The 25924-nt window shown below is 46.4% G+C and carries 15 protein-coding genes; 7 read left to right on the forward strand and 8 right to left on the reverse strand.

Features of this window, described 5'->3' with window-relative positions; translation table 11 throughout:
* Window positions 1-9: 9 nt before the first annotated feature.
* A complete protein-coding gene (gene kbaZ, locus AACQ93_RS24340) occupies window positions 10-1293 on the reverse strand; it encodes a tagatose-bisphosphate aldolase subunit KbaZ (protein ID WP_064609491.1) in 1284 nt (427 codons plus the stop codon).
* A 71-nt stretch (window positions 1294-1364) separates the two neighbouring features.
* Window positions 1365-2141: a transcriptional repressor AgaR gene (agaR, locus tag AACQ93_RS24345; RefSeq protein WP_064609492.1), complete on the reverse strand. Its 777-nt coding sequence runs from the start codon at window positions 2139-2141 to the stop codon at window positions 1365-1367.
* A gap of 440 nt (window positions 2142-2581) precedes the next feature.
* Between agaR and AACQ93_RS24350 the strand changes: the two genes are divergently transcribed.
* The 3 genes from AACQ93_RS24350 to AACQ93_RS24360 all read left to right on the forward strand — a co-directional run bounded on the left by AACQ93_RS24350 (window position 2582) and on the right by AACQ93_RS24360 (window position 7146).
* Complete coding sequence (locus AACQ93_RS24350; protein ID WP_064609493.1) at window positions 2582-4132, forward strand: sulfatase-like hydrolase/transferase; 1551 nt, start codon at window positions 2582-2584, stop codon at window positions 4130-4132.
* Window positions 4133-4415: 283 nt separating this feature from the next.
* A complete protein-coding gene (locus tag AACQ93_RS24355; protein ID WP_064609494.1) occupies window positions 4416-6635 on the forward strand; it encodes a DUF4955 domain-containing protein in 2220 nt (739 codons plus the stop codon).
* Between the two features lie 148 nt (window positions 6636-6783).
* Complete coding sequence (locus AACQ93_RS24360) at window positions 6784-7146, forward strand: c-type cytochrome (RefSeq protein ID WP_064609495.1); 363 nt, start codon at window positions 6784-6786, stop codon at window positions 7144-7146.
* A 2-nt stretch (window positions 7147-7148) separates the two neighbouring features.
* Here the strand turns inward: AACQ93_RS24360 and AACQ93_RS24365 are convergent, their stop codons facing one another.
* From AACQ93_RS24365 to AACQ93_RS24380, 4 genes are all read right to left on the reverse strand, one after another.
* Window positions 7149-9386 (reverse strand): hypothetical protein, encoded by a 2238-nt coding sequence (locus AACQ93_RS24365; RefSeq protein WP_157097655.1) that lies wholly within the window; start codon window positions 9384-9386, stop codon window positions 7149-7151.
* Window positions 9387-9719: 333 nt separating this feature from the next.
* Window positions 9720-12794, reverse strand: a complete 3075-nt coding sequence (locus AACQ93_RS24370; protein ID WP_084419452.1) for a chondroitinase family polysaccharide lyase — start codon at window positions 12792-12794, stop codon at window positions 9720-9722.
* A gap of 95 nt (window positions 12795-12889) precedes the next feature.
* Window positions 12890-16012 carry a chondroitinase family polysaccharide lyase gene (locus AACQ93_RS24375; RefSeq protein WP_064609497.1) on the reverse strand — a complete coding sequence of 1041 codons (3123 nt, stop codon included), beginning with the start codon at window positions 16010-16012 and terminating at the stop codon, window positions 12890-12892.
* A 34-nt stretch (window positions 16013-16046) separates the two neighbouring features.
* On the reverse strand, window positions 16047-17402 hold the full coding sequence (locus AACQ93_RS24380) for an autotransporter outer membrane beta-barrel domain-containing protein (RefSeq protein ID WP_157097656.1): 1356 nt from the start codon (window positions 17400-17402) through the stop codon (window positions 16047-16049).
* 305 nt (window positions 17403-17707) lie between these two features.
* On the opposite strand from AACQ93_RS24380, the gene AACQ93_RS24385 reads away from it, so the two are divergent.
* The 3 genes from AACQ93_RS24385 (at window position 17708) to AACQ93_RS24395 (ending at window position 21924) form a co-directional block, all read left to right on the forward strand.
* Entirely contained in the window at window positions 17708-19201 is a 1494-nt protein-coding gene (locus AACQ93_RS24385) for an OprD family outer membrane porin (protein WP_064609499.1), read from the forward strand.
* 433 nt (window positions 19202-19634) lie between these two features.
* Window positions 19635-20348, forward strand: coding sequence for a DUF6250 domain-containing protein (locus AACQ93_RS24390; protein ID WP_064609500.1), 714 nt, complete (start codon window positions 19635-19637; stop codon window positions 20346-20348).
* A 37-nt stretch (window positions 20349-20385) separates the two neighbouring features.
* Window positions 20386-21924 (forward strand): sulfatase family protein, encoded by a 1539-nt coding sequence (locus AACQ93_RS24395; protein WP_157097657.1) that lies wholly within the window; start codon window positions 20386-20388, stop codon window positions 21922-21924.
* 83 nt (window positions 21925-22007) lie between these two features.
* Here the strand turns inward: AACQ93_RS24395 and AACQ93_RS24400 are convergent, their stop codons facing one another.
* Window positions 22008-22595, reverse strand: a complete 588-nt coding sequence (locus AACQ93_RS24400) for a hypothetical protein (RefSeq protein ID WP_064609501.1) — start codon at window positions 22593-22595, stop codon at window positions 22008-22010.
* A 106-nt stretch (window positions 22596-22701) separates the two neighbouring features.
* Window positions 22702-23625, reverse strand: coding sequence for a DUF808 domain-containing protein (locus tag AACQ93_RS24405; RefSeq protein ID WP_064609502.1), 924 nt, complete (start codon window positions 23623-23625; stop codon window positions 22702-22704).
* A gap of 309 nt (window positions 23626-23934) precedes the next feature.
* On the opposite strand from AACQ93_RS24405, the gene ftsH reads away from it, so the two are divergent.
* Window positions 23935-25851 (forward strand): ATP-dependent zinc metalloprotease FtsH, encoded by a 1917-nt coding sequence (ftsH, locus tag AACQ93_RS24410; RefSeq protein ID WP_064609503.1) that lies wholly within the window; start codon window positions 23935-23937, stop codon window positions 25849-25851.
* Window positions 25852-25924 lie beyond the last annotated feature (73 nt).

Consider the following 25924-nt stretch of genomic DNA (forward strand, 5'->3'; position numbering starts at 1 on the left):
TATCCTTAATTATTTTGAAAGTTTACATGCCTTCGCATATATGCGAAGAACATGTTGGATCTTGTCAATTACAAAAGCCTTTGGCTCAATTTCTAACTTGCCATTTCTGACAGCTGTAAATTGTTCTGGAAAATATTGGCTAATTAATGGAAGGGGCATTCCTGAGCGAGATAAATTGCTAAACAATTTATTTTGTGACTCATTAATATTTTTGTCAGGCCAGTAATATCTAATTCGATCACTAAAACTATAGCTACGGGCAAATCTCTGCTGATTTTCATCGCCCTGATAATATTTTTGCCAATATCCAGGACTAGTTAGCATTTGATTTTCAATTTGCTCTTTAAGATTTGAACAATGCGCTTTCGCTGTAATTTCGTCTTCAATATCACACAAGCCATACAAAGCTTCCCGCATCGCGAATGTCAGAGCAGGCCCCACTTTTAAAATTGCAAAGTGGTCACTAACCAATGCCTGATAAGCTTTATCTGCCTGATAATCAGTTGAGTGGGCTTCAAAAAGAAGATGGTCATAATTATCAACAACCCGGCTCAGCGCTTGCGCTTTCTCCGGACAGTAATCAATTACCCCGGTATGGTCGAATTCAACACCGGGCTGAACTACCAGACCGATGACACGTTGCCAGCAAGTTGCTACACCTTCAGCTTGAAATGCCCGTCGGTGACACTCAATCGTTTCCTGCGCAGCAGCTGGTGAAGTAATTTCCACACCTTCCAGTTCTTCAGCAGCCCCGCCCGGAACCGGAACTTCAGTACCAATCACATAAACAACATCACTGACACCAAAAGTATCGAGAGCTGTTTTTTCCGCAATACGAGCCAAACGCGCAGCACGGGTTGCCACTACTTCATCAGAAAGCGGTACCGGGTCATCAGCACAGGACATGCTGCAATCAAGGTGAATTTTCTTAAACCCGGCAGCAACATAAGCAGCAATGAGAGCATCAGCTTTTGTCATGGCTTCAGCCGCAGGAAGATCCTGCCAACGGTTAGGCCCGAGGTGGTCACCGCCGAGAATAAGGCTGCCAAGAGGGAAGTTAAGCCCTTCCGCCATATCGAAAACAAAGTTTCGAAAATCAGCCGGTGTCATACCGGTATAACCACCATACTGATCAACCTGGTTGGAAGTGGCTTCAATCAGCAACGGGGATGAATCGTGTCGCGCCTGCAGAATTGCAGCTTCAATTACGAACGGGTGGGCAGAACAAACAGAATAAATGCCGTTTGATTCACCCGCCTTATGGCGCGTAACGATATCGAGAAGGGTGTTCATGTACTAACTCCAAAATCAACATCCGTAATGTTGCTATGGAGTTAGTACATCTTTTGGTAGGTACTGGTCTGCTAGTCTGTCTTTTCGACGATAATGACATTGACCTTCATATCCCGTAAGCCCTGAACATAATCGTCAGGTATGCCGGAATCAGTCACAAGCGTATCAATATTTCCGAATTCACGGATCATATGACAACTGCGTTTACCGAATTTACTTGAGTCGGCGACCGCAATCACTTGCTCGGAAATCTCACACATTAAGCGGTTAAGACTAGCTTCCAACTCATTATGTGTTGTGATTCCTGACCGAAGGTCAAAACCATCCACACCGAGGAATACTTTATCGAACCGATAGTTCTTTAAACTACTCTCAGCCTGTGAACCTGAAAAAGACAGTGCTTTCTTACGAAGTACACCACCTGTCATCAATACTTCAACACCAGGTTTTGATGACAACTCCATAGCCACATCCAGACCATTGGTCATTACCACTACATTCTCGGCATTAGAAAGGCCGGCTGCGATTTCTCGCGTAGTAGTACCCGAATCCAGAATGACTGTGTCACCATCTTCGATCAGTTCTGCAGCTGCCTGTCCAAGTAAAGATTTAATGCCCGCGTTCTGACGGCGCTTTTCATGAACAGTTAATTCTGCAATTACCCCAGTGTTCGGAATAGCGGCGCCATGAGAACGCACGACATAACCGTTTTTTTCCAAAAAGCTGAGGTCACTTCGTATGGTGACACTGGAGACATTAAATCTCGAAGCAAGGTCCTCGACACGGGCTTTACCATCACGGTTCACCACATTGACGATTTCCATACGTCTTTCGACAGCACTTTTCATTTCGTTTAGTCTCCTTTGAAACCGCACTTTCGTTTGGTTTCGGTTTTAGCTTACAATCAAAAATCAAAGGCACAACGGGAAGAGTTTAAACTTGCGATCTCTTTCACATTCTTTTGCTATTCTTCGTGGATACTTACAAAAACTTTCGTTAATTACTGTTTTGAAAGCTATAATTCGCTTTATAAGGTGTAAATATCTTCTTAAAGAAGAAGTTATCGTAAATCTTCCCGTAAAGCAAAAGAAGAATGTTTCAACCTGAAAGGGTCTTGTAACATTATAAGCCCTTTTGTGATCTGTGCCCTAGTCGCTTTACTTTCGATAATTTACGATAGTGTTATTAGACACCCAAAACAAAAGAAAGAGAAATTAAACTCCTTTCTTTTTCAATCCATATCACAACCATTATGCACATTGTAACATATCAATAAAGGAATTAACCCATGTCTTTCTCGCGTCGTGATCTGCTAAAGGGACTCGCTTTAACAGGGGCGGTCGCAGCCACTCCGGCTTGCAGCTCCCTGGCATCGAAAGTCGTACCACCATCTTCGAAAGCAAAAACGAAAAAGCCTAACCTTCTGATCATTTTCCCGGACGAAATGCGCGCCCACGCCTTAGGGTTCATGAATCAGGATCCTTCATTAACACCTCACCTGAATAAATTTGCCAAGCAAAGTGCGGTACTAACTCAGGCTGTTTCTAACTTTCCGCTTTGTACACCTTTTCGCGGGATGCTTATGACCGGCCAATACCCTTATCGTAACGGTATTCAGGGTAACAGCCATACTGCAATGCCTGGCAAGTTCGGTGGTAAAGATTTCGGGATAGAACTGAAAAAGCAGTCGCAAACCTGGTCTGACATTATGAAAGCGCAAGGTTACAGCATGGGTTACATTGGTAAATGGCACCTTGATACGCCGGAAGCGCCTTTCGTACCGAGTTACAATAACCCGATGGAAGGTCGTTACTGGAATGACTGGACTGCACCGGATCGCCGTCATGGTTTTGATTTCTGGTACTCCTACGGCACTTATGACAAACACCTGACGCCGATGTACTGGACCAACGAAACACCACGAGACAAGCCGCTGGTGATAAACCAGTGGAGTCCTGAACACGAAGCTGATATTGCGATTAAATACTTACGAAATGAAAACGGTAAGTATCGCGACAATAACAAGCCATTTACCCTTGTTGTATCGATGAATCCTCCGCATTCACCTTATGATCAGGTTCCGCAGAAATACCTCGACCGCTTCAGTGGGGAAACATCAGAAAGCCTGAATACCCGCCCTAATGTTCAGTGGGATAAAGAATACCTGGATGGCTACGGCCCTAAGTATTTCAAAGAATATATGGCGATGGTCAATGGTGTCGATGAGCAGTTCGGCCGTATTGTCGATGAGCTTGATCGCCTCAACCTGACAGAAGAGACATTGGTTGTCTTTTTCTCGGACCACGGCTGTTGCATGGGCTCAAACGGTAAACCAACCAAGAACGTCCATTATGATGAGTCAATGCGAATCCCGATGATGTTCCGCTGGCCGGGTAAGATTAAGGCGGGTCAGGATGACATCCTTTTCTCAGCTCCTGATATCTACCCGACCATGTTCGGCCTGATGGGCATGGAAGAGTACATTCCTGACACGGTTGAAGGCACAAACTTTGCCAATACCGTTCTTGGTAAAAATGGAGATGAGCGCCCAACTTCGCAGCTGTACACTTTTATTCCTTATGGTGCCCAGTCTTATGGCCGACGTGGCGTTCGTACTGATCACTACACTCTGGTGATTGACCGTAAGATTGGTAAGCCACTGACTTACACCCTGCATGATAACAAGCAGGATCCTTATCAGATGTCTAACATCGCAGATGGTAACCACGAGTTAATCGAAAAACTCATAGAAGAAGAGTTGATGCCGTGGCTTGAGTTTACCGGCGATCCATGGCGTCCGGCAGAAGTACCAGCCAGCGTACTGAATGCCTACACTTGATAACAATAAATCCTGCCTTCGGGCAGGATTTTTTTATTTCAATCAACCTTCCCCTAGCGACTCATAGTAAGCATTCCCAAACACGACATGACACGGGTCATCCGCCATTCTCACTCTGAACGAAAAGCTGTTCATACTTGCATCATCAACCAGATTCAGTAAAAACGCGCGCAACCACAAATATTACGATTGTTTTCGATTTACTTTCATATCGATGATCTGGGCACGTTTTATTCGTTTCAACCGCTTATAATTTATTTCGAAACTTAAACAGGAAGAAATTATGAAAGCAATCAAAACAACCACATTTCTTGTCTCACTCGCAATCAACAGTTCGACATTTGCTGCCGATTACTGGGCTGACTATCTTGCATCCCGTTCTCCGAGTTCCGATCTACGTGACCCGGCATCGCATATAGCCAATGATAATATCCTGCCAAACTTCTCATACGCCGGGTATCAATTTGGCAATGCATCGTTGCCGGACTCAGACCACTTAGGCTTCAAAGTCTTTCAGGTTACGGCCTATGGTGCTATTGCCGATGATAACCTCAGTGATAAGGACGCCATTCGAAGAACGATCGCCGCAGCTGAGACTTATATTGATAACGGCGGTGCCGGGGCCATCATCGAATTCCCCAAAGGCCAGTTCCGCCTTAATGATGCATCAGACATGACCGGACTGGACATGTCTGATACGCCACAAGGGGCAGCTAACCGCAAAACCTTCACGATCAAAGTCGCGCGCGGAAATATTGTCTTTCGTGGTGTCGGTTCTGAAACCGTACTATTTATGGAACGTAACCTGGAACTGGTTGATCCGGATAAAGACTGGACAACACCGTATATTCTCCAGATCAGCTTCGATAAGAAAAATCCTGACCCTAATACAATTGACTTGAGAAAAACCCCGGTGAAATTAGCCAATGGTGATAAGTTCATTACCACCGTAGTTTCCGATCACCTTCGAGAAACCACCCGTTCACTCACCGTAGCTGATGCATCTAAACTCCAGGCCGGTCAATGGGTAATGCTAACCCGCCTTGACGGCTCAGCAGCCACCGTAGCCGATGCCATTGCACCTTATCAACCAGAACCGGCCTGGACGGCAATCACAGGCAAAGGGCTAAGATCACAGGAGTTTCACCAAATCACCCATATTCAGGGTAATACCATCACCTTTGCCGCTCCAATCCATCACAATGTCGACTCAGGCGGATTATGGGGACTGAAGCCAGCACCTTTATTAGAAAATGTCGGCTTTGAAGATCTAACCTTCAAAGGTAACTGGCATGACAAATTCATCCATCACAAAAACGGAGTCCATGACGGTGGCTGGAGTATGTTACGCCTCAGCGGTGTTGCAAATAGCTGGGTCAAAAATGTCGACTTCCAGGACGTCAATGTCGGCTTAACCATCACGGGAAGTGCCGCCAGTACCATTCAGGATATCAATTTCAAAGGTAACCCGGGCCACCTCAGCCTTGATATCAGCGGCTCTACCCATGTTCTGGCTTCAAAAGTCAAAGACACAGCAAGACACTGGCATGCTGCCGGATTTTCCCATCGTGCAGTCGGTAACGTTCTGAGTGAATCCTGGCATGCACCGGATCGCTTCCATAACCTCCATGCCGACCAGCCTTACGCCAACCTGATAGATAAAAATGTCGGCGGCTGGAACTACGGCTTAATGGGCGGAGCCGCAAACCAACAGCCAAATCACCTGAAATACTTGGTGTTCTGGAATAACGAAAATACGGCACCACGGACAATTATCAACTGGAGCTTCATGCGTCATGACAGTCTGTACGGCCGGGTGATCATGCCTTATGTCGTCGGGTTATCAGGCTGGACATTCAACACAATCGAAAGCCAGCAAACTTACGACCCAAGCCTGCCAGCTAACAAGAAACAGGCTCATATCCAGAGCACTACACCTATCGATAGCTTATATCGAGCCCAAAAGCAGCAACGTTTATGCTCACAGGGCGTGGCAAATCCTAATCTGATCGGCGAATGGCCGCTGAATGGCACAGTAGAAGATATTTCCTGTAACCAGCATCATGCCACCAGCTTTGCTGCCAAACCCGGATCATTCAACGGTATTAATGAACGGGTCGAACTCGGTGACTTTGATGTAATGAACCGGTTGGAATTTGATATTCGTTATGACAACTGGAACACAGCGAATGCCAGCTTTGCCATTACCAAGTGGAACTATGGGACAAACAATCCATATTACGTTCAAATCAGTAAAACTGGTGTATTAAGTGCCCGTGTTAACGGTAAAGGTATCAACGCCAAAAACCTCGGCGACGGTAACTGGCACCATGTTACTATTACACTTAACGGCAACCAGTTGGGTTTAAGTGTCGACAGTACAGACTATGGCTCCAAGGCGATAACGCCTCCGGCCAGCAATGATTTCCCACTCAGTATCGGCTCTACTGCCAGAAATACCTATCCGTTCCGGGGTGAAATTGCCAACATCAAGCTGTACTGAATTCAGCTCATTAGCTAAATAAACTTATCGAGTGAACTAAATCGGTTTCGATTAATTCAACCATCCAGCCCGGTACTTATTGCCGGGCTTTTTCATTCCTTTACTTCTCCGGCAGAAATTCACTTCTGTCAGCAAAGGTCTCTGATGTATGAAAAAAGCAATCTTGATTATCTTTGGGCTTGTTGCTTGCGGATTAGGTGGTTTCTTTGGTGTTAAAACTCTCACCGATAATAAGTATGGCACACCGAATCTGAACAATGGCAAGAAGCGGTTCCTGAGCAACTGCGCAGTTTGTCATGGCGAGAAAGTCCTTGGTGACGGCGTGGTGGCAACTTCTCTCGCAGTTAGCCCAGACAACATACACGATGAAGTTACCAGCCCTTTCGGTATGAAGGCAGAACTGATTGCGTCAGTTCTTGAAGGAGATAACGGTCAGGACGGCACCATGCCCCTGAAAAACAAACATAAAAAAACCAGCCTCTCGGCTGGTTTTTCACTTAATTTACAATGAAATTACTTCACACAGCTGATGAACATACCTTCATCTGGTTTACCTGCCGCTGAAGTATTCGACTTAAGCACACCATACATACGAATCACATAGTAATTACCATACTGATTGTTATTTGGATCAATCGTCTTAGTCGCAGTGTTATAAGTGATTTTATAGTCTGTTGGTGAACCGGTAGGCCAGCCAAAGACAGGGCTCATCAATACTGACGTATCTTTCTTAGAAGAAATCTTGGTTTCATTCAGTACTTTCAAACTTTCTTTGCTGTTGGTCGGTGGATTATTACCATCACCGACATAAGCATTTGGCGCATAACGACCGTTACTGTCACTGAAATAGCCCTGAGGCATATGCCAGTCACCGTTATTAGCATACAAGTTACGACAGGCAGCAAGTGCGCCACCATCATGAGTAAACAACGCCCACTCAATACCGTTGATCGCTACTTGACCATCAGCATTAGGAATACCCGCACCTAGTTTCGCCTGAGCTTTCAGAGCAGCTTCAGCTTTGGTCAGAGGACGGTGATAGGTCGACGCGCCAACCGTTACTTCACGAATCGGTTCGATACCGCGCAGTGCAGCATTGGTTGAGTCGTAATATAAACCACCGGTTACATCGTCAAAATCAGCTGCATTCACACACTTTTCGCCGTACTGAGTATCCAGACAGAAAGTCACTGATTTACCAATGAAGTTACGAGCATCAGTCGCTGTTTTAGCATCAAACCATGCATAGTCTGACGCCAGCCCGTTACGGACACCAACCTGATAAGTATTACCGGTAGCCTGTTCAGTTAGGTTGGCCTGATCCGCTGGTCCATTCTGGTTGCTGCTATCAACTTTCCAGTGGCCATTGGTGTTCAAATCTTCAGTATAGCCATAGGCAACTGCAACCAACTGCTTGTCATACTCCAACTCACCACTCAGCTTAATACCCATCGGGTTGATATCTCCCGAACAGTATTCCTGATCCGCCGGAGTTCCCAACTGTGTACGAGGCAGAACACAGAAATTGAGCACTTTGCCTAAATCAGCAGTGCTGACTGTATAATTACACGCTTTAGCATCATCACAGTTTGGCTGTGGGACAGTATCGACTTTCCAGTAAGCAGTAGAGTCCCCTTCCGGACGCTGTGGGTCATCAGCTTGCTGATATTCATAAGAGCCGGTCAGGATGGCACCAACTTCAGGGATGTTGCCAGCTGTTGAATAAGTCACATTCATCGCGGTCGGCGGAGTTTCGACTTTTTTCGAAATTGCTTCATCCATCGCCTGACACACTTCTGCGCCTTCATTTGGCAGACCAGTTGCTGCGATCGGCTTAACACAGAATGAAAGCGTTGTACCGTTATCATTTTCTGTTGCGGTATAGTTCTTTTTCGTTGCTCCATCGATCGCATTGCCGTCACGAAGCCAACGATACTCACTGCTGCCTTCAGGATCATTATCCGCATCAGCAAAATCATAGTTACCAGTCAAAGGTGCACCGACATACGGTTCACCACTAACCGCTACATTATTTGCCACTGGCGCATTTCCCTGTGATGGTGCAACAGCCACCGTTGGATCGGAACAGGTTTCGACGCCATGAAGAGCCGGGTTACCACTGGTTGCCGGTACAACACAGAATTTAATCTGCTTACCCTCAGTCTTACCCGCATCCAACTGTAGCGTTTTCGCCTCTTCACCAGCCAGCAACGTATCACCGGCATACCAACGCAGCTGTGAGTCACCCTCTTTCACACCATCTGCATGGTAGTAATCATAACGACCCTGTAAGGTGTCACCGGTTGACGGTGCGTTATCGTTAATAGTTACGTTCTGAGCAACCGGTTTTTCACCCAATGGTTCATTCACCGTTCGGAGCTCACTACAGGTTTGATCACCCACAACATTGACACCGCTTTGAGCAATTGGTGTTACACAGAATTTCACGTTCCGATTCAGGTGGGCATAGGTCAGTTCCAGCGCCTGCTCTGTTCCCAGTTCCGCTCCCTGTTCATCCAACCAGACAAACTGGCTGTGACCCTCTGGACGAGGTTGCGGGTTCGGATCAAAGTATTGATACATGCCTGATACGGTTTCACCTACGTTTAGTGCAGGGATGGTCACGTCGCCCTTAACAACAGGAGCATAGATGTTGTTATTTTTATTATCTAATGCCTTGTTATCTTCTGCGTTACAGCCGGAAAGGGCCGCTACAATAACGAGTGCTAAAGTACTATGTCTGTATTTCATATGCGTCTCTTCAAGTTTGAATAGCCCCGTCACCAACAAAAGAAACAAGGCCAAGAAATCCGCTTTCATTTAATTTCGAATCAAACTATAACTGGAGATTGCAACCTTCAAAAGCTTTCGAAATTGATTTTGTGATCTAAAATGACAATAAACGACAATTTGTAAAAACGTTTGCGAAAGGCTTATGGCTGGATTTTGAAAAGAACTCTGTTTCGATTTGTTTCGTATTAACATCCCCGGCATCAATAAAATGTCGAAAGCTGAAAACCAACACGAAAATAAAAAAGGCACTCCAATGAATGGAGTGCCAAAAGGGAGATAGGTATTTATCGTTTATGCTTTATTCAAATCAATTTGTACTGGCAGACCGTCTTTACAGTTTACCGTCACCACTGTTTTCGCACCCTTGCGCTTTACAAAAACATTTTCCATCGGTGCAGCCAGCGACCATGCGCCTTTAAGCGTCACAGACACAGGAACAACTTGGCTTAGCGTATCCTTTTCCAGATTCAAATCCGGGTTGGCAACACTCATCGCCAGATTTTCACCTTCGCCTTTAATCATCACGACTGAAGACGTACTGATAGCCCGCACCCATTCATCAGACATACGAACGAACCCGAATGCGGTATAACCGGTCACTCCTGAGACTTTGTCATGAACAACATGAGCCTTACCGTCCTGACGAATGATTTGATAAGGGCGAGTTTCAGACTCAGTCATCAGGTTAGCCAGTTCAGCCATTTTCTCCGGCGTTGCATCCAGGATCACCATATATTCATAGCCGGCGTCCGTAGGCGCTTTACCATGATCGATCCACGCAGCCGCAAAATCACCAAATGTCGGTTCTCTATTCTGGTTATCGCGGGATTCCTGAGTCTGGCGCTGAACGTTAATTTCTCCGCCTTCTACAACGTAATAACCGTTGCCCATCCCATCAATCAGCCAATCGCCAGCTTCAAGCTTACGTTGATATGGGAAGTCGGTGACCTTATCGCCATTAATCCACATATCTTTGTTCTTATCCGTCAAACCATACTGGAACAAAGTTGTTTCAGTGGAAAAATCAGACTTACTGTTATGAATGTCGCTTCCCACCAGCACCAGTCGGTTGTCAAAACTAAACACTGACTTTTTAGCGGTAAAGCTTGGATCAATAGCATCCGGCCATTTGCTCGGATTTTCCAGCGTAAAGCCGAAGGCTCCGTACTGACCTTTCAGGTCGGTAGCCCCATTGAAGCGCACATCATTTTGCAGCATGGTCGTATGCTTATTAGGTGCATCCAGCAATTCCCATGGCAAGTGGATGGTTGTTGCGCCCGGCATACGGTTCCAGTCCCAACCTTCCTGGTTATAGCCCCACTTGTCTTCATCACCCCACTTTTGGATCTGAACACTTCCGTGGCTCTGATAACGACCGTAGCGATTGGCATTATGATAAATCTCAGCAGACCATACATAACGGTTCCAGCCTTTCATCGTCACCATCTTGTCCTGATAACGATGGATCCCCATCGAGGCATAGTTAAAGGTATAAGCCCCCTGTGGATGCGCTTCAGGGGCAATCGGCATACCGAACTCAGCCAGGCCATCTTCTGCCGTACCATCAATAACCCGAAGGTAAGCGGCCGCCAGTTCCTGATCAATACCATTACCATCAATTCCGGCTAATGCCAGCCAGCGATAGCCCTTAGCAATTTTGCCCAGCGAAATTCCGAAGAAAGGACGACGCCCATTAGTACCAACCCCTGGATTAGGGTTACTGTAAACGCGTGCCGCTAACATAGCTTTTTTCAGGTTACCCCTAGCTTCCTGAGTCAGCTCAAATGGCGAGTCACTTAACAGGTAAGCGATATAAGCCGCAGAACGAAACGCCGCAAAAGAGTACCCCGGATAGTTACCGCGGTGACGGAAGGCCGTACCGTCCGGACGAAAACCATCAGCATATCCCGGTGGTGTTTGCGACAGGTTTCCTGAAATGAAAGAGCCGAACTTATGCATAAGCGCTACACGTTCCTGCTCGTTATCTTCCAGCAACAACATAATGATATGGGCCAAAGACAAGGTATTGTAGTAGTCCATGTCCGAACTCTTCGGCCCGACTTTCATGTCAAAGCCGCGCTTTTTAAATTCACGCGAGAACCACAACAGAGATTCATGCAGAGGCTTAAGCAAGCCAGCTTCTCGTAGCGGCTGCTCCATCAACAACATAGAGGAATACCAGCTTCGAGTGCTATATCCCCAGTGGTGAGTCGCCACCAAAGCACTTCCTTTCTGGTACCCCTGATCCAGAAGATGCTCTGTCATCAGCAGGTACATAGCCTGCATTTCCTGTTTTACTTCAGGTGATTCAACCGAATGCCAAGCCTGAGCAACCTTTTCCATAAATTCAGTAAACTTACGGAGGTCAACATACTCACCAACCAGCACTTTATCCTGATCAGACAAATCATCTACCTGATAGAGTGTCAGCTGTTTTTTCGTCACAATGTGCGGCCCACGAATCACCCCGTCTTTCTTACTTAGGTGATATTTACGGTACTTCTTACGGATCTCATTCAGTTTTTTTGGCGTTAACGCATTACCTTCACCCAAATAATACTCGGTCAGACCGGACTTAATGGCATCAAGCGCCACCAGTTCTTCAGCAGTAACTTCAGGTAAGGTTTCTGGTAAGCCATAGTTGATTTCAGGTTCATCTAACTGAGTCTTAACCTGATAATCTGACCACTGATAACGAATATCATCAATACTCACCATCGCACGATCGATATACAGTTTTCCACCTTCCGATGCATTCTGAGCTGTAATCGTCAGCCCCTGCATTTCAGCTGAAGGACTACCCTGCATATCACGATGGAACGCCAGACCGGCAGATCGCCAACCAGTAAAATCCAGCTTCATCGTAAAATTGCTACCGCCCATTGAACCAAACTGGAAATGCAACTCACCGTCACTCGGTTTTTCGTTATAAATCCATACCGAAAATACTGTCGATGAATTTCGGCCATATGCCGCATAGGCTTCTTTCGGCGTGTAATAACGAAAAGTCTTATCGAGCTTAACGCTGTCACCAGGCTGCCACTGCCACTCCAGCGACTGCCTACCATTCACTGCACGTTTGCCGGTGATCGCCAGCGCCGATGTTTCAGAACAACTGATATAATCCGGCATAGTCTGCTCTTCAAAAGAGATGATTTGTGCCTGCATCGGATTCGGAGCTTCATTTTCAACAACTTCACTTTGAGCGGCTTCACCACTTTGGGAGACAGCCTCGCTTGTTTCAGTCTTTGTCGCTTGTACATTTGCTTCAACCGACACGGTATTGGCTGCCGCACCGCCACAAAGCAGCAGGGAAATCATGGCAGCAAGGGCTGTTTTGTTGCCAACAGATACTTTATCTAACATGTTCAATTCCTTTTCGGCAGCCAGCGATAACGAAGCAGGCTGCCATAAGGGCCTTACCCTGAGCGGGTAACAGACCAGTTATCTCGCAATCGTGATTAAATTTTGCTTAGTTCGATATCAACGCCTTCAGCGCGAACCGTTGTCACATTCAACAAGGTTGTGCCATCAGCGCGAGCAGACAATTCAACACCGGAAGGCAGCTTGCCAAGAGCTTTCCACTTACCGTTAAGAACCAAATTTGTTGTTATGGGGGCAGAGAGATTGTCCTTCCACTGGCGGGAATAGATACTCACTTCCTTCTGTTCACCCTGATCGTTGTACTGACTGAGGTCCTTCCCCTGATATAGGTTCAGATCCGGGTTAACCACAGAAAGGGATAGTTGTCGCTTATGCGGCGACGCCATCACCATCACAGGCGCATCTGTTGACTTGATAAGCCCATCATCAATTGATGCAGAAGATTCAAACAGAGCATATGCAGTCGTATTAGATGCACGATCCCAGACGATGTGCGCATTTTCATTCTGCTTTTTGACTAAGTACGGCTTCTGTTTTGACTTGAACTGGCGATTAAACTGTTTAATTTCTGCTTTTGAAGCATCAACCAGTACCGCATATTCATATTTGCCGTTTGTCGGTGCCTTACCATGATCCAACACGGCTGTAGCAAAACGACCACGCGTTGGTTTGCTGTCCTTCTGACTGACAGAACGCTGCTCACCGACACTCAGTCTGACTGTTTCGCCGGCCGGAATGAAATAAGCATTATGCTGAGGATCAACCAATACAGATGGCTTCTTGCCGCGGTTCACAGTCAGGTTATTCGCATCTGAAACCGACTTACGATTAGCTTTCACACTGTCCCCCCCTTCACGCAACACGCTCTGGAACAATGTTGTCTGTGTCGGATAACGCTGATCTTCTGTGTGAATATTGCTGCCCAGGGAGATAATCCGGTTATCGAAGAAGAACACTGACTTGTTGGCACCAAATGAAGCATCATATTTCGGATGACCTTGCAGCTTCATGGCAAACATTCCGTTGTCCTGATGGCTCAGTGAACCGGAATAGGTTTGCTCTGAAAACAGCATTTCCTCAAGACCGCTGAAGGAATCAACATTGCGCAGTTTTGCTCTCAGCTCATTGAAAGGCAGCTGTACCGCCGTTGTTCCCGGCCAGCGATTCCAGTTCCAGCCGTCATGACTGAATGCACGTGTTTTGCCGTCCGGTCCCATGATCTCCAGCTGGCCATAATTTATGTAACGGCCATAACGGTTAGCATTGGCATAGGTTTCGTTACCGACCAGATAACGGCTGAAACCGCGAACCGCAGCAACCCACTCGTCACGACGCTGAATCGACAAGTTGGCAAAATTCATTGACCAGTGGCCAGTCGGAGCCGCTGATGCCTTGAAGCCCTGCTTATTAAGATAACGGCTGAAAGTATCTTTCTTTTTCGCCAACCGCAGATATGCGCCCGCCATATCGGCATCAATCCCGGCCTTACCATCCGGTGAGCCCGCCATGGCCATATGCCTGAACGGTGACAGATCGATATCTTGCTTCTCAACCGGATGACGCCCGTTAACTGCAACCAACGTCAGAGCATCATTGCTGTAGATTTCAGTCATGGCTACAGCGTGTTTTACCACTTCATGTGCCTGCGGGGTAACTGCATAACTGGTACGACTCAAGGCTTCAACCACAGGCGTCATTCCTTTAAGCGCTCCCTTTCCATAGGCCGGGTAGTGCTGAGCATGGTGGAAGATCGAACCGTCTTGTTTGAAACCACCACCAAGACCATAAGAATGTGTGATAGAACGTGATAACCAGAAACTGAACTGCTCCATACGGGCTGCACGAACCTGGTCATCCGGCTGCATTAGAATGCTGTAAAGCATGCCCCGAAGCTGAGTGTTCATCACATCCACATTGAAGTTAGTCATCTCGGATTCAGGACGGTAGATACGTCCTGTCAGCGAGAACCAAGACATCATGTCACTGACATCATCAAGAAGCTGGTTTTCTGCCAGTAAATCCCGATTCAGGAAGTGTGCCTGGAATAATGCACGCAGGCTGTACCCCATATGGTGAGCCGTTCCCAATCCGCTGCCCGCCGCCAAACCCTGCTCAAGGGCGTAACGAGTCAGGTTGATATACATCTCACCGAGGGCGTGTTTATCCAACGCAGAGAGATCACTTCGCATGGCTTTAGCCAATTCCAACATAAATTCGCCGTAGCTGCGGATCTCGGTTCCACTAAAGACGGTATCGAAACCATCCTGGTTCAGCAGCCCTTTATTCACACCTTTATCTAGGAAGATTTTCAGGCGGTTTTTATTACTCAGCGGCTTTCCGGTTATCACTCCGGCATTGTCTACCAATTCATAGGTACTGTACTGATTGCGGAGCTGAGCCAGATCTGGCTGTTTATCCTTACCGGATAACGCAAATTGCTCTAATTTCTGGTTAATGTCGTTTAATGCGCTCTCATCAAGCGGTTTTAGCGGTGCATCTGATTTGGCACCATCAAGGAAAGTCTGATAGCGGTACAGTGCCAGCCAGTGTCGGTTTGGCGCGGTATCAGATTCGGTATTGATGTAAGAAACAACAGCATCACGCGTAGGCCAGCGCGGATCAACCGGAATGCTCAGCATTACCTGGTCCATATAAAGCTGCCCGGCTTCCATTTTTTCAGGTATAGACACCTGCATATAGTTCATCCCTTCACGGGGAGTCCCGTCCATGTCGGAAAACGGAATCAACAGGTGGCGCCAGCCGGTAAAGTTCATGTTGATGACAAATGACACGTCACGCTTACCATCAGTGCCGAACTCATAGGTAAGCTGGGCATCCTGAGCTACCGGGCTATATATCCAGGCAGAAAATGTACTTTGAGACTGATCGCTATCATTAGCTACAAAGGGCTTGTAACCAACAGGTTGCACGAACTTAAGTTTAGCGCCGGGCTTATAGTCCCATGCCAGACTTGTCACTCCATCTTTGAAATGTTGCCCGGACAGTGAAAGCTTACTTCCGTTGGATACTGAAATCGTATCCGGCATTCCTTGTTCAAAGAAATACATAATGCCACCAGGCTGGTGAAACGATGCGGTATCCAGCTCACTTTCCGCAATCATCCCCTCACTCTGACTGCACCCACTGACAACAGCAGCCGTAACCAGCAATGCCAATTTGGATAATTTTTTATTTTTCATCTACTTCTAACCACGTTTAATAATCAGTGAGTTATTAAAAGGAGTACACGGCACGGCCGTAGAACATCATATTCTCGGCTTTATCGTCCCACTCCCGCTCAGCAGTAAGGCTCCAGCTGAAGCTGCCGTTGGTCTCCCAAAGCAAGCTGGCATAGGCCTGATAACGGGTATCTTCCCGCTCACTTACTCCGACAGTGAAATTGTCACCGCCACTAACCAAGTGAGCCGTTGTGGTCAACTCATCATCAAGCATTTCGAAAGTAGCGCTGGCTCCAAGGCGGGTCTGAATAACGCCATAGTCAAAGTAGAAACTATGTGCAGCTTCCAACCCCAGACCGAGGTTCATTTCCTGATAGCTTTGCTCATCATATGCAAGGGCAGCAGGTGATCCTGATGAACGCTCCAACTCACCTTTTTTATTAAAATCGCGGATATAATTTTCGGCATAATCTTCAGCTTTCACCCAGGTGTAGCCCGCTGAAACCGTCGGCAACAAAGCGAACTCCTGCCAGTAAATGGGGTACATAACATCCAGTTGCAGCGCAAAGTTATGGCTGTTATAGCGAGCTTTCGCATCTGTCTTTCCGTCATAACCACTGCTTTCACCGATGGCTCTGTCGGTCGTGTTGGCATTCCAGCCAACAACACTGCGCCCGCTGAAGTACCAGTCTGATAAGGTCGTCGTCGCGTAAAGAGCCGCCTGGTAGGAATCTATATCGGTTTTGTTATTGTACAGTCTGCTGGTTGACTTCACCTGTTGCTGGCTAAAAGCCACACCCATGATAGTGTCAGCAGACAATATCTTTTCAAAACCGAAAGCTGCACCGGAAAAGGTAGCATCGAAACCGTCAAAACGGTTTGCACCATCAGAGCTGATAGGCATTTCATAATCCGATGACAGATAGGTTGCCCATACTGATGTTCTGGCAGAATCTCCCAGAATATAGTCTGAAGTTCGTTTGCGAAGGGTATTGGTAAACAGGTCTTGCGCCTGAATCACACCATAAATATTGGCACCGCTGCGATCCGGGGTCAGCTCTCCAGCCAGATGTGCAGCCTGCTCATCTGTTGTTGCCGAAGCCAGCAACGCTTTAAGTTCAGCATTATCCTCCGTTTCAGCAAGCTCCTGAATACGGCGCATAATATAAGCTTCTGTAGCATCAGCCCCGCCACTTACAGCATCATCAGCAATTGACATCCGAGCTACAGCAGCTGGTGTATTTGAAGCCTTCAGTTGTTGGTATTGCGATAGACCTGCCAGGCCATTCAGATCAGTGAGCAATTCACTGGCCTTTGCTGCATGGAAGCTCCCCCCAAAAAGCAGCCCTGTTACCACAGCAACAGAGAGCAACGATTTTTGCGTTGTTTTACTGGCATGTTCTACTGCCATTTTCTTTTCCTCATCCACATATCAAAAACGCCTATATCCCCTCCTTGAAATATGACCGACCTCACATTCGCAGTAAGAGAAAAGCTTTCATTCCTTTTCATAATATGTTTTTGATTTTCTTTTTTCAGTGATCTTGATTTTGTTTTTTCATTTTTAACTTATTTTTGTTTTCGTGACAAACAACACGAAAGAAACCGAAAGTTACAGGTAGGATAAAAATAGAAAATTAAAACAAGCATCTGACATATATCCATCTGACAAGTTGAATTTATGTCTGGAATTGAAACATGGAGTAGAAGAGAAAAATGTTTCCTATTACAGGTGAAAAGGATTGCAGAAAAAACACCGCACCAAAAGCTTTACTTTCTGTTTTACTGACAAGCCTCACCATATTTCCAGTAGCAGGGCACACCTCTGTTATCAGCGATACTTTTAATGACCTTACCACTGGTGATACAACAACGATTTCTTTGATTAACTATTACAAGTCAACTGAGAAATATACGAAATATAAACCAGAGAATATTGACGGCATTAAGAAACAACACGAATGGGGGCAATCTGTCGGCCTGTTTTATAAAACAGGAAAAACCCGCATCGGAGAAACTCCGGTAAAAGCCAGTTTTAACCTGGGTTATGGTTATGTATTTGAACTTGATACCTCCTATCCGGGTGATGTTCATAACTGGAATGCCGGTGAGAAAATATTTCAAAGTAAAGAATGTTTCTGGACAGGTAAAGAGCCAGGTACAGGGCAATACAAGTGTAAAGAGCTTGAAGGTTACGGCAAACTGCCTGTTGCAAACATGCAACTAAACTGGCGTGACGGCAGCATGAAAATCGGTGATGGCTTTTACACCGTCGGTCTTATCTCGACAGCCGATCCGGATGATGCGCTACTATCCAGTTATCGTGGCATCATGCTTAAACAAAAGTATCAGGAATACTTCTTTGACGGTGCCTATGTAACTGGCTTTATGGCAGGTAATGACAATGAAATGGGCGATTTAACAGGTAATTCCAATTATTACGACATTAACCCTCTCACCTATGATTACCTCTATACTGCCCGTGTTCGCAGAAAGTTCGGCCTTGATGGTGGCTACCAGATTGCATACGGGGAAGCCAAGGATTACCTGCGTCGATACCATACTGATGCCTGGTACCGTATGAAGCTGAATCCGCAAAGCAGCCTGTTAATGAAAGCGCAGTACTATTACAACCATGAAGCTGGTGATCTTTGGCAGCAAGAATTGGAAAAAGGCCAGGCCAACTTCCAAAGCTATGCATCTGCCCTTAGCTATGAGTTCCAGCTTGATCATGATGCCTGGTCACTATGGTATGGCTTTACAAAGATTAATGCCCCACTGGATAACCCAGATAAAAACGGTAGCTTCAGTTACGGTTTCGGTAATGCCAAAGGCTGGCTGAAATTACCGACAACTGGTGGTTACCACGGTTTCCGTCGTGATGGAACAGAAGCAATGGTTGTAGGTCTATCTTATGACTTTCGTCATCTGGGACTAAAAGATCTTAAACTTTCTTACCGTTACCACTGGGCAGACTCACCAATCAAAGGGAAAGCCAGTGGTGACATTGAATACGGTAGTGAATTCGAGCATGTTATTGAGGCCAAATATATTCCTAAATCAGGAATGTTGAAAGGTCTTAATTTCAACTTCAAACAATCTTTCTACCGTCCGGATGATACTATTGCACAACTGACTGCAGAAGATATTCCAAACAAAGCAGATAAGACTGCAATCAAACTTATTATTGGTTACAGCTTTAATTTATAAATTAAAGTTAATCTTAAAAAGGCAGGCTATCTAAGCCTGCCTTTTATATACTCACCAAGTAGCACATGTCGGTAAAAATATTTTTATTAGTTTCTTCGACATTTATTTCACGTTCTTTTCTGCACCATTTATCAGCTTCATATTTACAACTTTAAAATATAAGCACCAGCCAACAAATAAGCCCATGTCCTTTTTATTTTTTCTTCTTACCTTTCTGTGATCTTCACCCTAGTCAAATCAACTTCATTACCTTACGATCCGAAAGCAAACGACAAACGAAGATTCCGAAAGGTTGTTTCCGATTCACGTCAACTTCAGGCATCTCGGCTTTCAGTTTAACCAGGCTAGTAAAACTGCCTGTGAAACAGAAATTGCTCTACCGACAACCTGAATATATCGACAATACAGAAGAGTAGACATAAAAATGAAATCTATGACAAAGCTAACGCTTGCCGCAGCTCTTGCTTTCACAGGCTTAACGCAAGCAGCAACAAGCATCGATCCACAAACCCTAATCAATGAAAAAGGCACTTTGCTGTATAGCGATGACTTCAGCCAGAACATGAAGCAGTGGGTTGTCGAAAAAACAGACAAAACACAGGTTTCATTAATCAACCAGGAGCTTGATATTGACGATGGTGCTGGCGTGACTATCTGGTTCAGGGAAGAAATCAATACACCATCTGTCATCGAATTTAATGGCGCTGTCGTCGTTAATGGCGGAGCCAATGACCGGGGAACAGACCTCAACTTCTTCTGGATGGCACAAGAACCTGGCAGCAGCGACTTCTTTACTAAGTCGGCATGGCGTGGCGGCGACATGCGCAAATATGACCCGATGCGACTTTACTACATCGGCTATGGCGCCAACGATAACAGCACCACCCGCTTCCGCCGTTATCCTGGTGACGGAACCCGTCCTCTATTACCTGAATTTGACGTCAATGACAAAGCATTCATGAACGTGCCAAACAAGCACACCAATATCAAGATCGTTAGCCTTGACGACAAGATCCTGGTTTTTGCTAACGACAAACAACTATACGAAATCAAAGATAAAGAGCAGTTCAAGTCGGGTAAGTTCGGCTTCAGAACCTGGAAGAGCCACCTGCGAATTGATGATTTTAAAGTGTACTCACTGAACTAAGACGCTCAAAACAGACACAAGGATGAAATAAAATCGCATGTCCATCACCAGACGTAACTTCATCAAAGGTATAGCCGGTGCAGCAGCTACAACCACAGCCGCCACCGCGCTGACCGGTTGTCAGCCATCAGAGTCTACAGCCACAGTGAATACCAAAGGAAAACCGAAAAATATCCTGCTTATCTGTGCTGACCAGCTTTCCCGACATGCTGTCGGCGGCTATGGCAACAAAGATGTTCAGACCCCATCCATCGACCAGATAATCCGTAACGGTACCCGCTTCAATTCCGCCTATTGCGCTTACCCGCTTTGCGGACCTTCGAGAGCATCCTTCTGGACCGGACGTCTGCCACATCAGAATGGTGTACACGGCAATAACAGTCCAGATATTCCGGAAACCATGACCACTCTGGGTGAATTATTCACAAAAGCCGGCTATGACGCTGTTCATTTTGGTAAGCGTCATGATTTTGGTTCCCTGAAAGGCTTTGAGTGCAGTGACCAGGTTGAACTTGATTTGGAAGCTCCGGATGGCTTCCCGGTTAACTACGACTCCCGGGAAGACGTTTATACCGAAATCAAAAGCGTAGAGTATCTGCAAAAGAAACACGACAAACCATTTATCATGGCTGTCGACTTCAATAACCCGCACAACATCTGTGGCTGGGTCGGTGCCTTTGACGGGCCGCATGGTGATATTCCCGGTCTAGGCCCGCTACCGTCACTACGCAACAACTTCGAAAATCAGGATGAGATTACCAACCGTCCACCAGCTATCCAGCACCTGTGCTGTACCCATCACCGTATGCACCAGTCATCTCACTGGAGTGAATTAAACTATCGCCAGTACCTTGCTGCTTATTACCACTATACAAAAATGGGTGATGATTCGATCAGCAAGGTACTCAACGCATTGGCAAAGTCCGATGCCGCAGACAATACCCTGATCGTCTTCTTCAGTGATCATGGCGACGGTATGGGCAGCCACCGTTTGGTGACTAAATTCAACTTCTTCTATGAAGAAACAACCAATATCCCGTTTGTTCTCGCAGGGCCAGGAATTCCTACTGGTCAGCAAAATGACGAGCTGGTATCTCTGTGTGATTTGGTGCCGACACTGTGCGATTATGCTGATATCCAGGCGCCGACAGGATTATATGGCCGTAGCATACTGCCTCTGCTGAAAGGCGAAACACCGTCAGATTGGCGTGAAGCAGTTGTCAGCCAGTGGTACACCAGCCGAGAAATGACCGTTGAACCGGCACGGATGTATCGTACCAAAACGCATAAATATACTGTCTATCAGGAAGGCGGAGAAGAGCTGTTCGACATGGTTAATGATCCGGGCGAAACCCGCAACCTCGCCAGTGATCCGGCATACATCGAACTACTGAATACTTACCGTAAAGCCTTTGCGAACTACACCCAACAATGGGTTGATCCATTCAAAGCGCTGGCTGTCAGTGTTGATCCGCAATGGCGCGCCCATGATCCCGGTTATCAAAACCATGAAGGCGGCTGTGCTATTGATGCTTACCTGAAAGCCAAAGAAGCGGCTGAACACGCCCATACATAACCGCTATAAACAACCGAAAGCAAAGCCGATATAAAAATCCCCCGCTTGTAATAGCGGGGGGATTTTTTCACAAGCCGAGTTACCTAGTCGATTTCTTCGTATGTCTTATCCATTTCTTCAGGAGCGATACCATAGCCGCCGTCCGTCAGATAACCATCTTTATAGACCATCATCCCCTGATCATTCCACTCTACGGCAATAACAGCGGTTTCACCATCTTCACTGCCCAACAGTGTCAGGATGTCGTCCGTGATAGGAATAGCCTTAATTGTTTTAGCGCGCTGGAATGGCATGAATCGCATCTGATCCGGCAATTCAACGTAAGTTTCCTGCCACTTCTCTTTTGGTACCAGCCATTCATTAAAAACTGCACCACTGACCGGCTCAGGATTACGGGCAATCACAACATCCGATGAAATCACATTTTCAGTTTCCAGTTTTGGCTTACCGTTTTCATCGGCCACATAAGTAGGAAGCTTCCGGCCAATCTCACTCGGGTGAGGCAAACGACCCAGAGTAAACGCCTTTTTACGAAACACTTTCGCTGAATAGAATTCAGCCATTACTTCGGGAATATCCTGAAAAGTAACCGGTTCAGTTTCAGCTGTTGCGTGAAAGCTCGATAGGCTCAGTAAGGCTGTAAAAGCTGTCGCAAGCAGTGCGTTTTTCATTTTGTGTCTCTTTCTGTATGGCATTCGGCAAGATAATTTTAATCCAAATACCTCTTTAACATAACTCCTTATATTAAAAAGAGTTTGTATCAACTCAAAATCCGGCTCAAGATCCCGGTTTAGCCACCGCTTTCATCTTTCCGAACACAGAAAAAATCCCAAGCACCAAAATACCGGACAAAATACCAATCACAGCATTGAGAAACGCAGGCAACATAATAGCGTTGCCAGGCATCATACCTGTCTGATCCGTAAGATGATGAATCAGCTCATGGGAATTCGGAATACTATGAACCACAATACCGCCGCCAACCAGAAACATCGCCACTGTGCCGACAACTGACAGCGTTTTCATTAGATAGGGCGCAGCATTGATTAATCCGTTACCCAGCGCATGAACATAAGTTGAGACGTGGTTATTTCTGACTAAATGCAATCCCCAATCGTCAAGTTTGACTATCCCGGCCACCAGGCCATATACCCCGATTGTCATCAGCACCGCGATCAAGCTGACAACAAGAAGCTGGGTAACCAGACTGCTACCCTGAACCGTTCCTAATGCGATCACTATAATTTCAGCCGAAAGGATAAAATCGGTTCGTATTGCTCCTTTGATTTTCTCTTTTTCAAACTCAACTAAATCGTCGGCCCTGTCCATGTTCTCCAGCAGATCTGACTCTTGCAAAACTGGAGAGTGCAGTAACTTTTCAACGATTTTCTCAGCCCCTTCAAAGCACAAGAAAAGACCACCGAGCAATAACATTGGGGTGATCAGCCACGGGGAAACCGCGCTAATCAACAATGCCGCCGGCACAAGAATACACTTATTACGAAAAGAACCTTTTGCCACCGCCCAGACGACCGGAATTTCCCGCTCAGCCCTAACGCCGGACACCTGTTGCGCGTTCAGAGCAAGATCGTCTCCCAACACACCCGCGGTTTTCCTCGCCGCCACTTTGCTCATTACAGCAACATCATCGAGCACTGTCGCTATATCATCTAAAAGGGTTAATAAACTCGCTCCGGCCATTTTCACTCCTGAGAATCAGTTTTTTCTAAACATAGCCAACGTTTCCGTTTTTGCATATAGCAAATCACGCACAAATTACTGACATACATCACTTTTTTGTGACAACACGTTAACCAGTAAAGTTACTCGCTCACTTGAAACTATTTAAGAGTTAATCAGTAGAGCCAGTTCTTTTTTTATCCATCACTTTCGCCCCATATTTTTCAGGGATACTGGCAATTCTCAGACAAAAGACACAGCCAACAACTGCTACAGTTAAGCCAGAATGAAATTTTCTAAACCTAATCAGGCTTACAGGCAGGAATACAGATGCCAGAAGAACAACAAGATCCGAAAAAGACACCGGATATCCAGAACTGGATTATCAATGCCGTACTGATTCTTGGCCTGATCATATTTTATTTTTTGCTAACGAATGACTCCGCCAAGTCACCATCCGAGGCTGTTCCTTACAGTGAATTCAAGGCGCTGCTCACTGACGGAAAAGTGGCATCGGTCACCCTTAGAGGCAATAAAGCCGAAGTCACCTTATTGCAGGAAGAACCCATCGGCCCACAGAAAACCCTGAGCCGAAAGTTTGAAACCCGCATACCCGATATTGGTGATGAGAGCCTGCTTCCGGCCCTTGAAGCACAGCGCATTGTGCTTAGAGTACAACCACCAGATGAAAACAAAGGATTATGGTTGATCCTGCTGAACCTATTGCCATGGATCGTGATCATTGGCTTCTGGTTCTGGGCTATCAACCGGGCACAGCAAAACATCACCGGCGGGATTGGAGGCAAAGGCAAGCTGGACTCCTTCCTGCGCGGTTCACCTCGCAAGTCAGATATCCCAAATGTCAATTTTGATGATGTCGCCGGGCAGGACTCTGCCAAACGAGAAGTATCAGAACTGGTTGAGTTTCTCAAACACCCATCTCACTTTCGTCAGCTCGGAGCCGAAGTGCCACGCGGAGTGCTAATGATGGGGCCACCGGGTACAGGTAAAACCTTAATGGCGCGGGCTCTGGCTGGTGAAGCTGGTGTCCGTTTCTATTCAATTTCCGGCTCGGAGTTTATTGAAGTTTTTGTCGGAGTGGGGGCTTCACGCGTCCGCCATTTATTTGAGGAAGCCAAAGAAAATTCACCGGCCATTATCTTTATTGATGAACTGGACAGCATTGGCCGCACCCGTGGCACTGGGCTCGGCGGCGGCCATGATGAACGAGAACAAACCCTGAACCAAATACTTGCTGAAATGGACGGATTCAGCGGCCATGAAGCCATCATAGTACTTGGAGCAACCAACCGTCCTGATGTACTCGACCCGGCATTACTACGCCCAGGCCGTTTCGACCGCCATGTGGTATTGGAGCTACCGGACCGCAACGACCGCATTGCTATTCTGAAAGTCCATAGTCGAAAAATGCCGCTTAATGATGATGTCAGCTTTGAACAGCTATCAGCCGGGACACCCGGTTTCTCCGGAGCCGATATAAAAAATTTGGTAAATGAAGCAGCAATGTTCGCTGCCCGTGATAAAGCAGACAAAGTCTGCATGGCACACTTTGATGAAGCCAGAGATAAACTGATGCTAGGAACAGTGCGCACTCTGGCAATCCAGCCAGACGAACGCCATCGTCTTGCCATTCATGAATCCGGACACACCTTAGTGGCCTATTTCCAACCCGACGCTGATCCGATTTATAAAGTCAGTATTATTCCTCGCGGCCGAGCTCTCGGTGTTACTCACCAGTTGCCGGAATATGAGCGTTATACCTTGTCTGAGGACTATTTAAGAGCCCGATTAGCAGTCATTCTGGGCGGGCGCAGTGCTGAGCAAGTCATGCTGGGGACAATCAGCTCCGGTGCCGATGATGATATAGCCCAAGCCACCGCATTGGCACGGGCCATGGTTTCCCGCTGGGGCATGTCGAAGGAAATTGGCCCGGTAGATCTCCGAGACAGCGAATCGCATCCGTTTTTAGGTAAAGAAATCGCCCAGCCCCGACACTTTTCCGAAAGTTCGGCCCGCTCTGTCGACAAAGCAGTAAAAGCATTTCTTTCTGAAGCGGAAAAGCAGGCGATAGATTTAATTGGCACCCACAAGAAACAACTGGAAAGCTTAATTCAAGAACTCGAAGAACATGAAACCCTCGACGGAGAGCAGATTAAAGTATGTTTAGGAGATAAGGTTAGTTCGATAAAAGCAAGCAACACAAAATCGAAAGAGGTGCGGGATTAGGGAACAACTTTACCAGCCACTAAATAACCAATAATTACAAATCCATACAATCAAAGCATTAACCTTCACTCAC

This window comes from Photobacterium sp. J15 (genome assembly GCF_963870815.1).
Classification (GTDB): Bacteria; Pseudomonadota; Gammaproteobacteria; order Enterobacterales; family Vibrionaceae; genus Photobacterium; species Photobacterium marinum.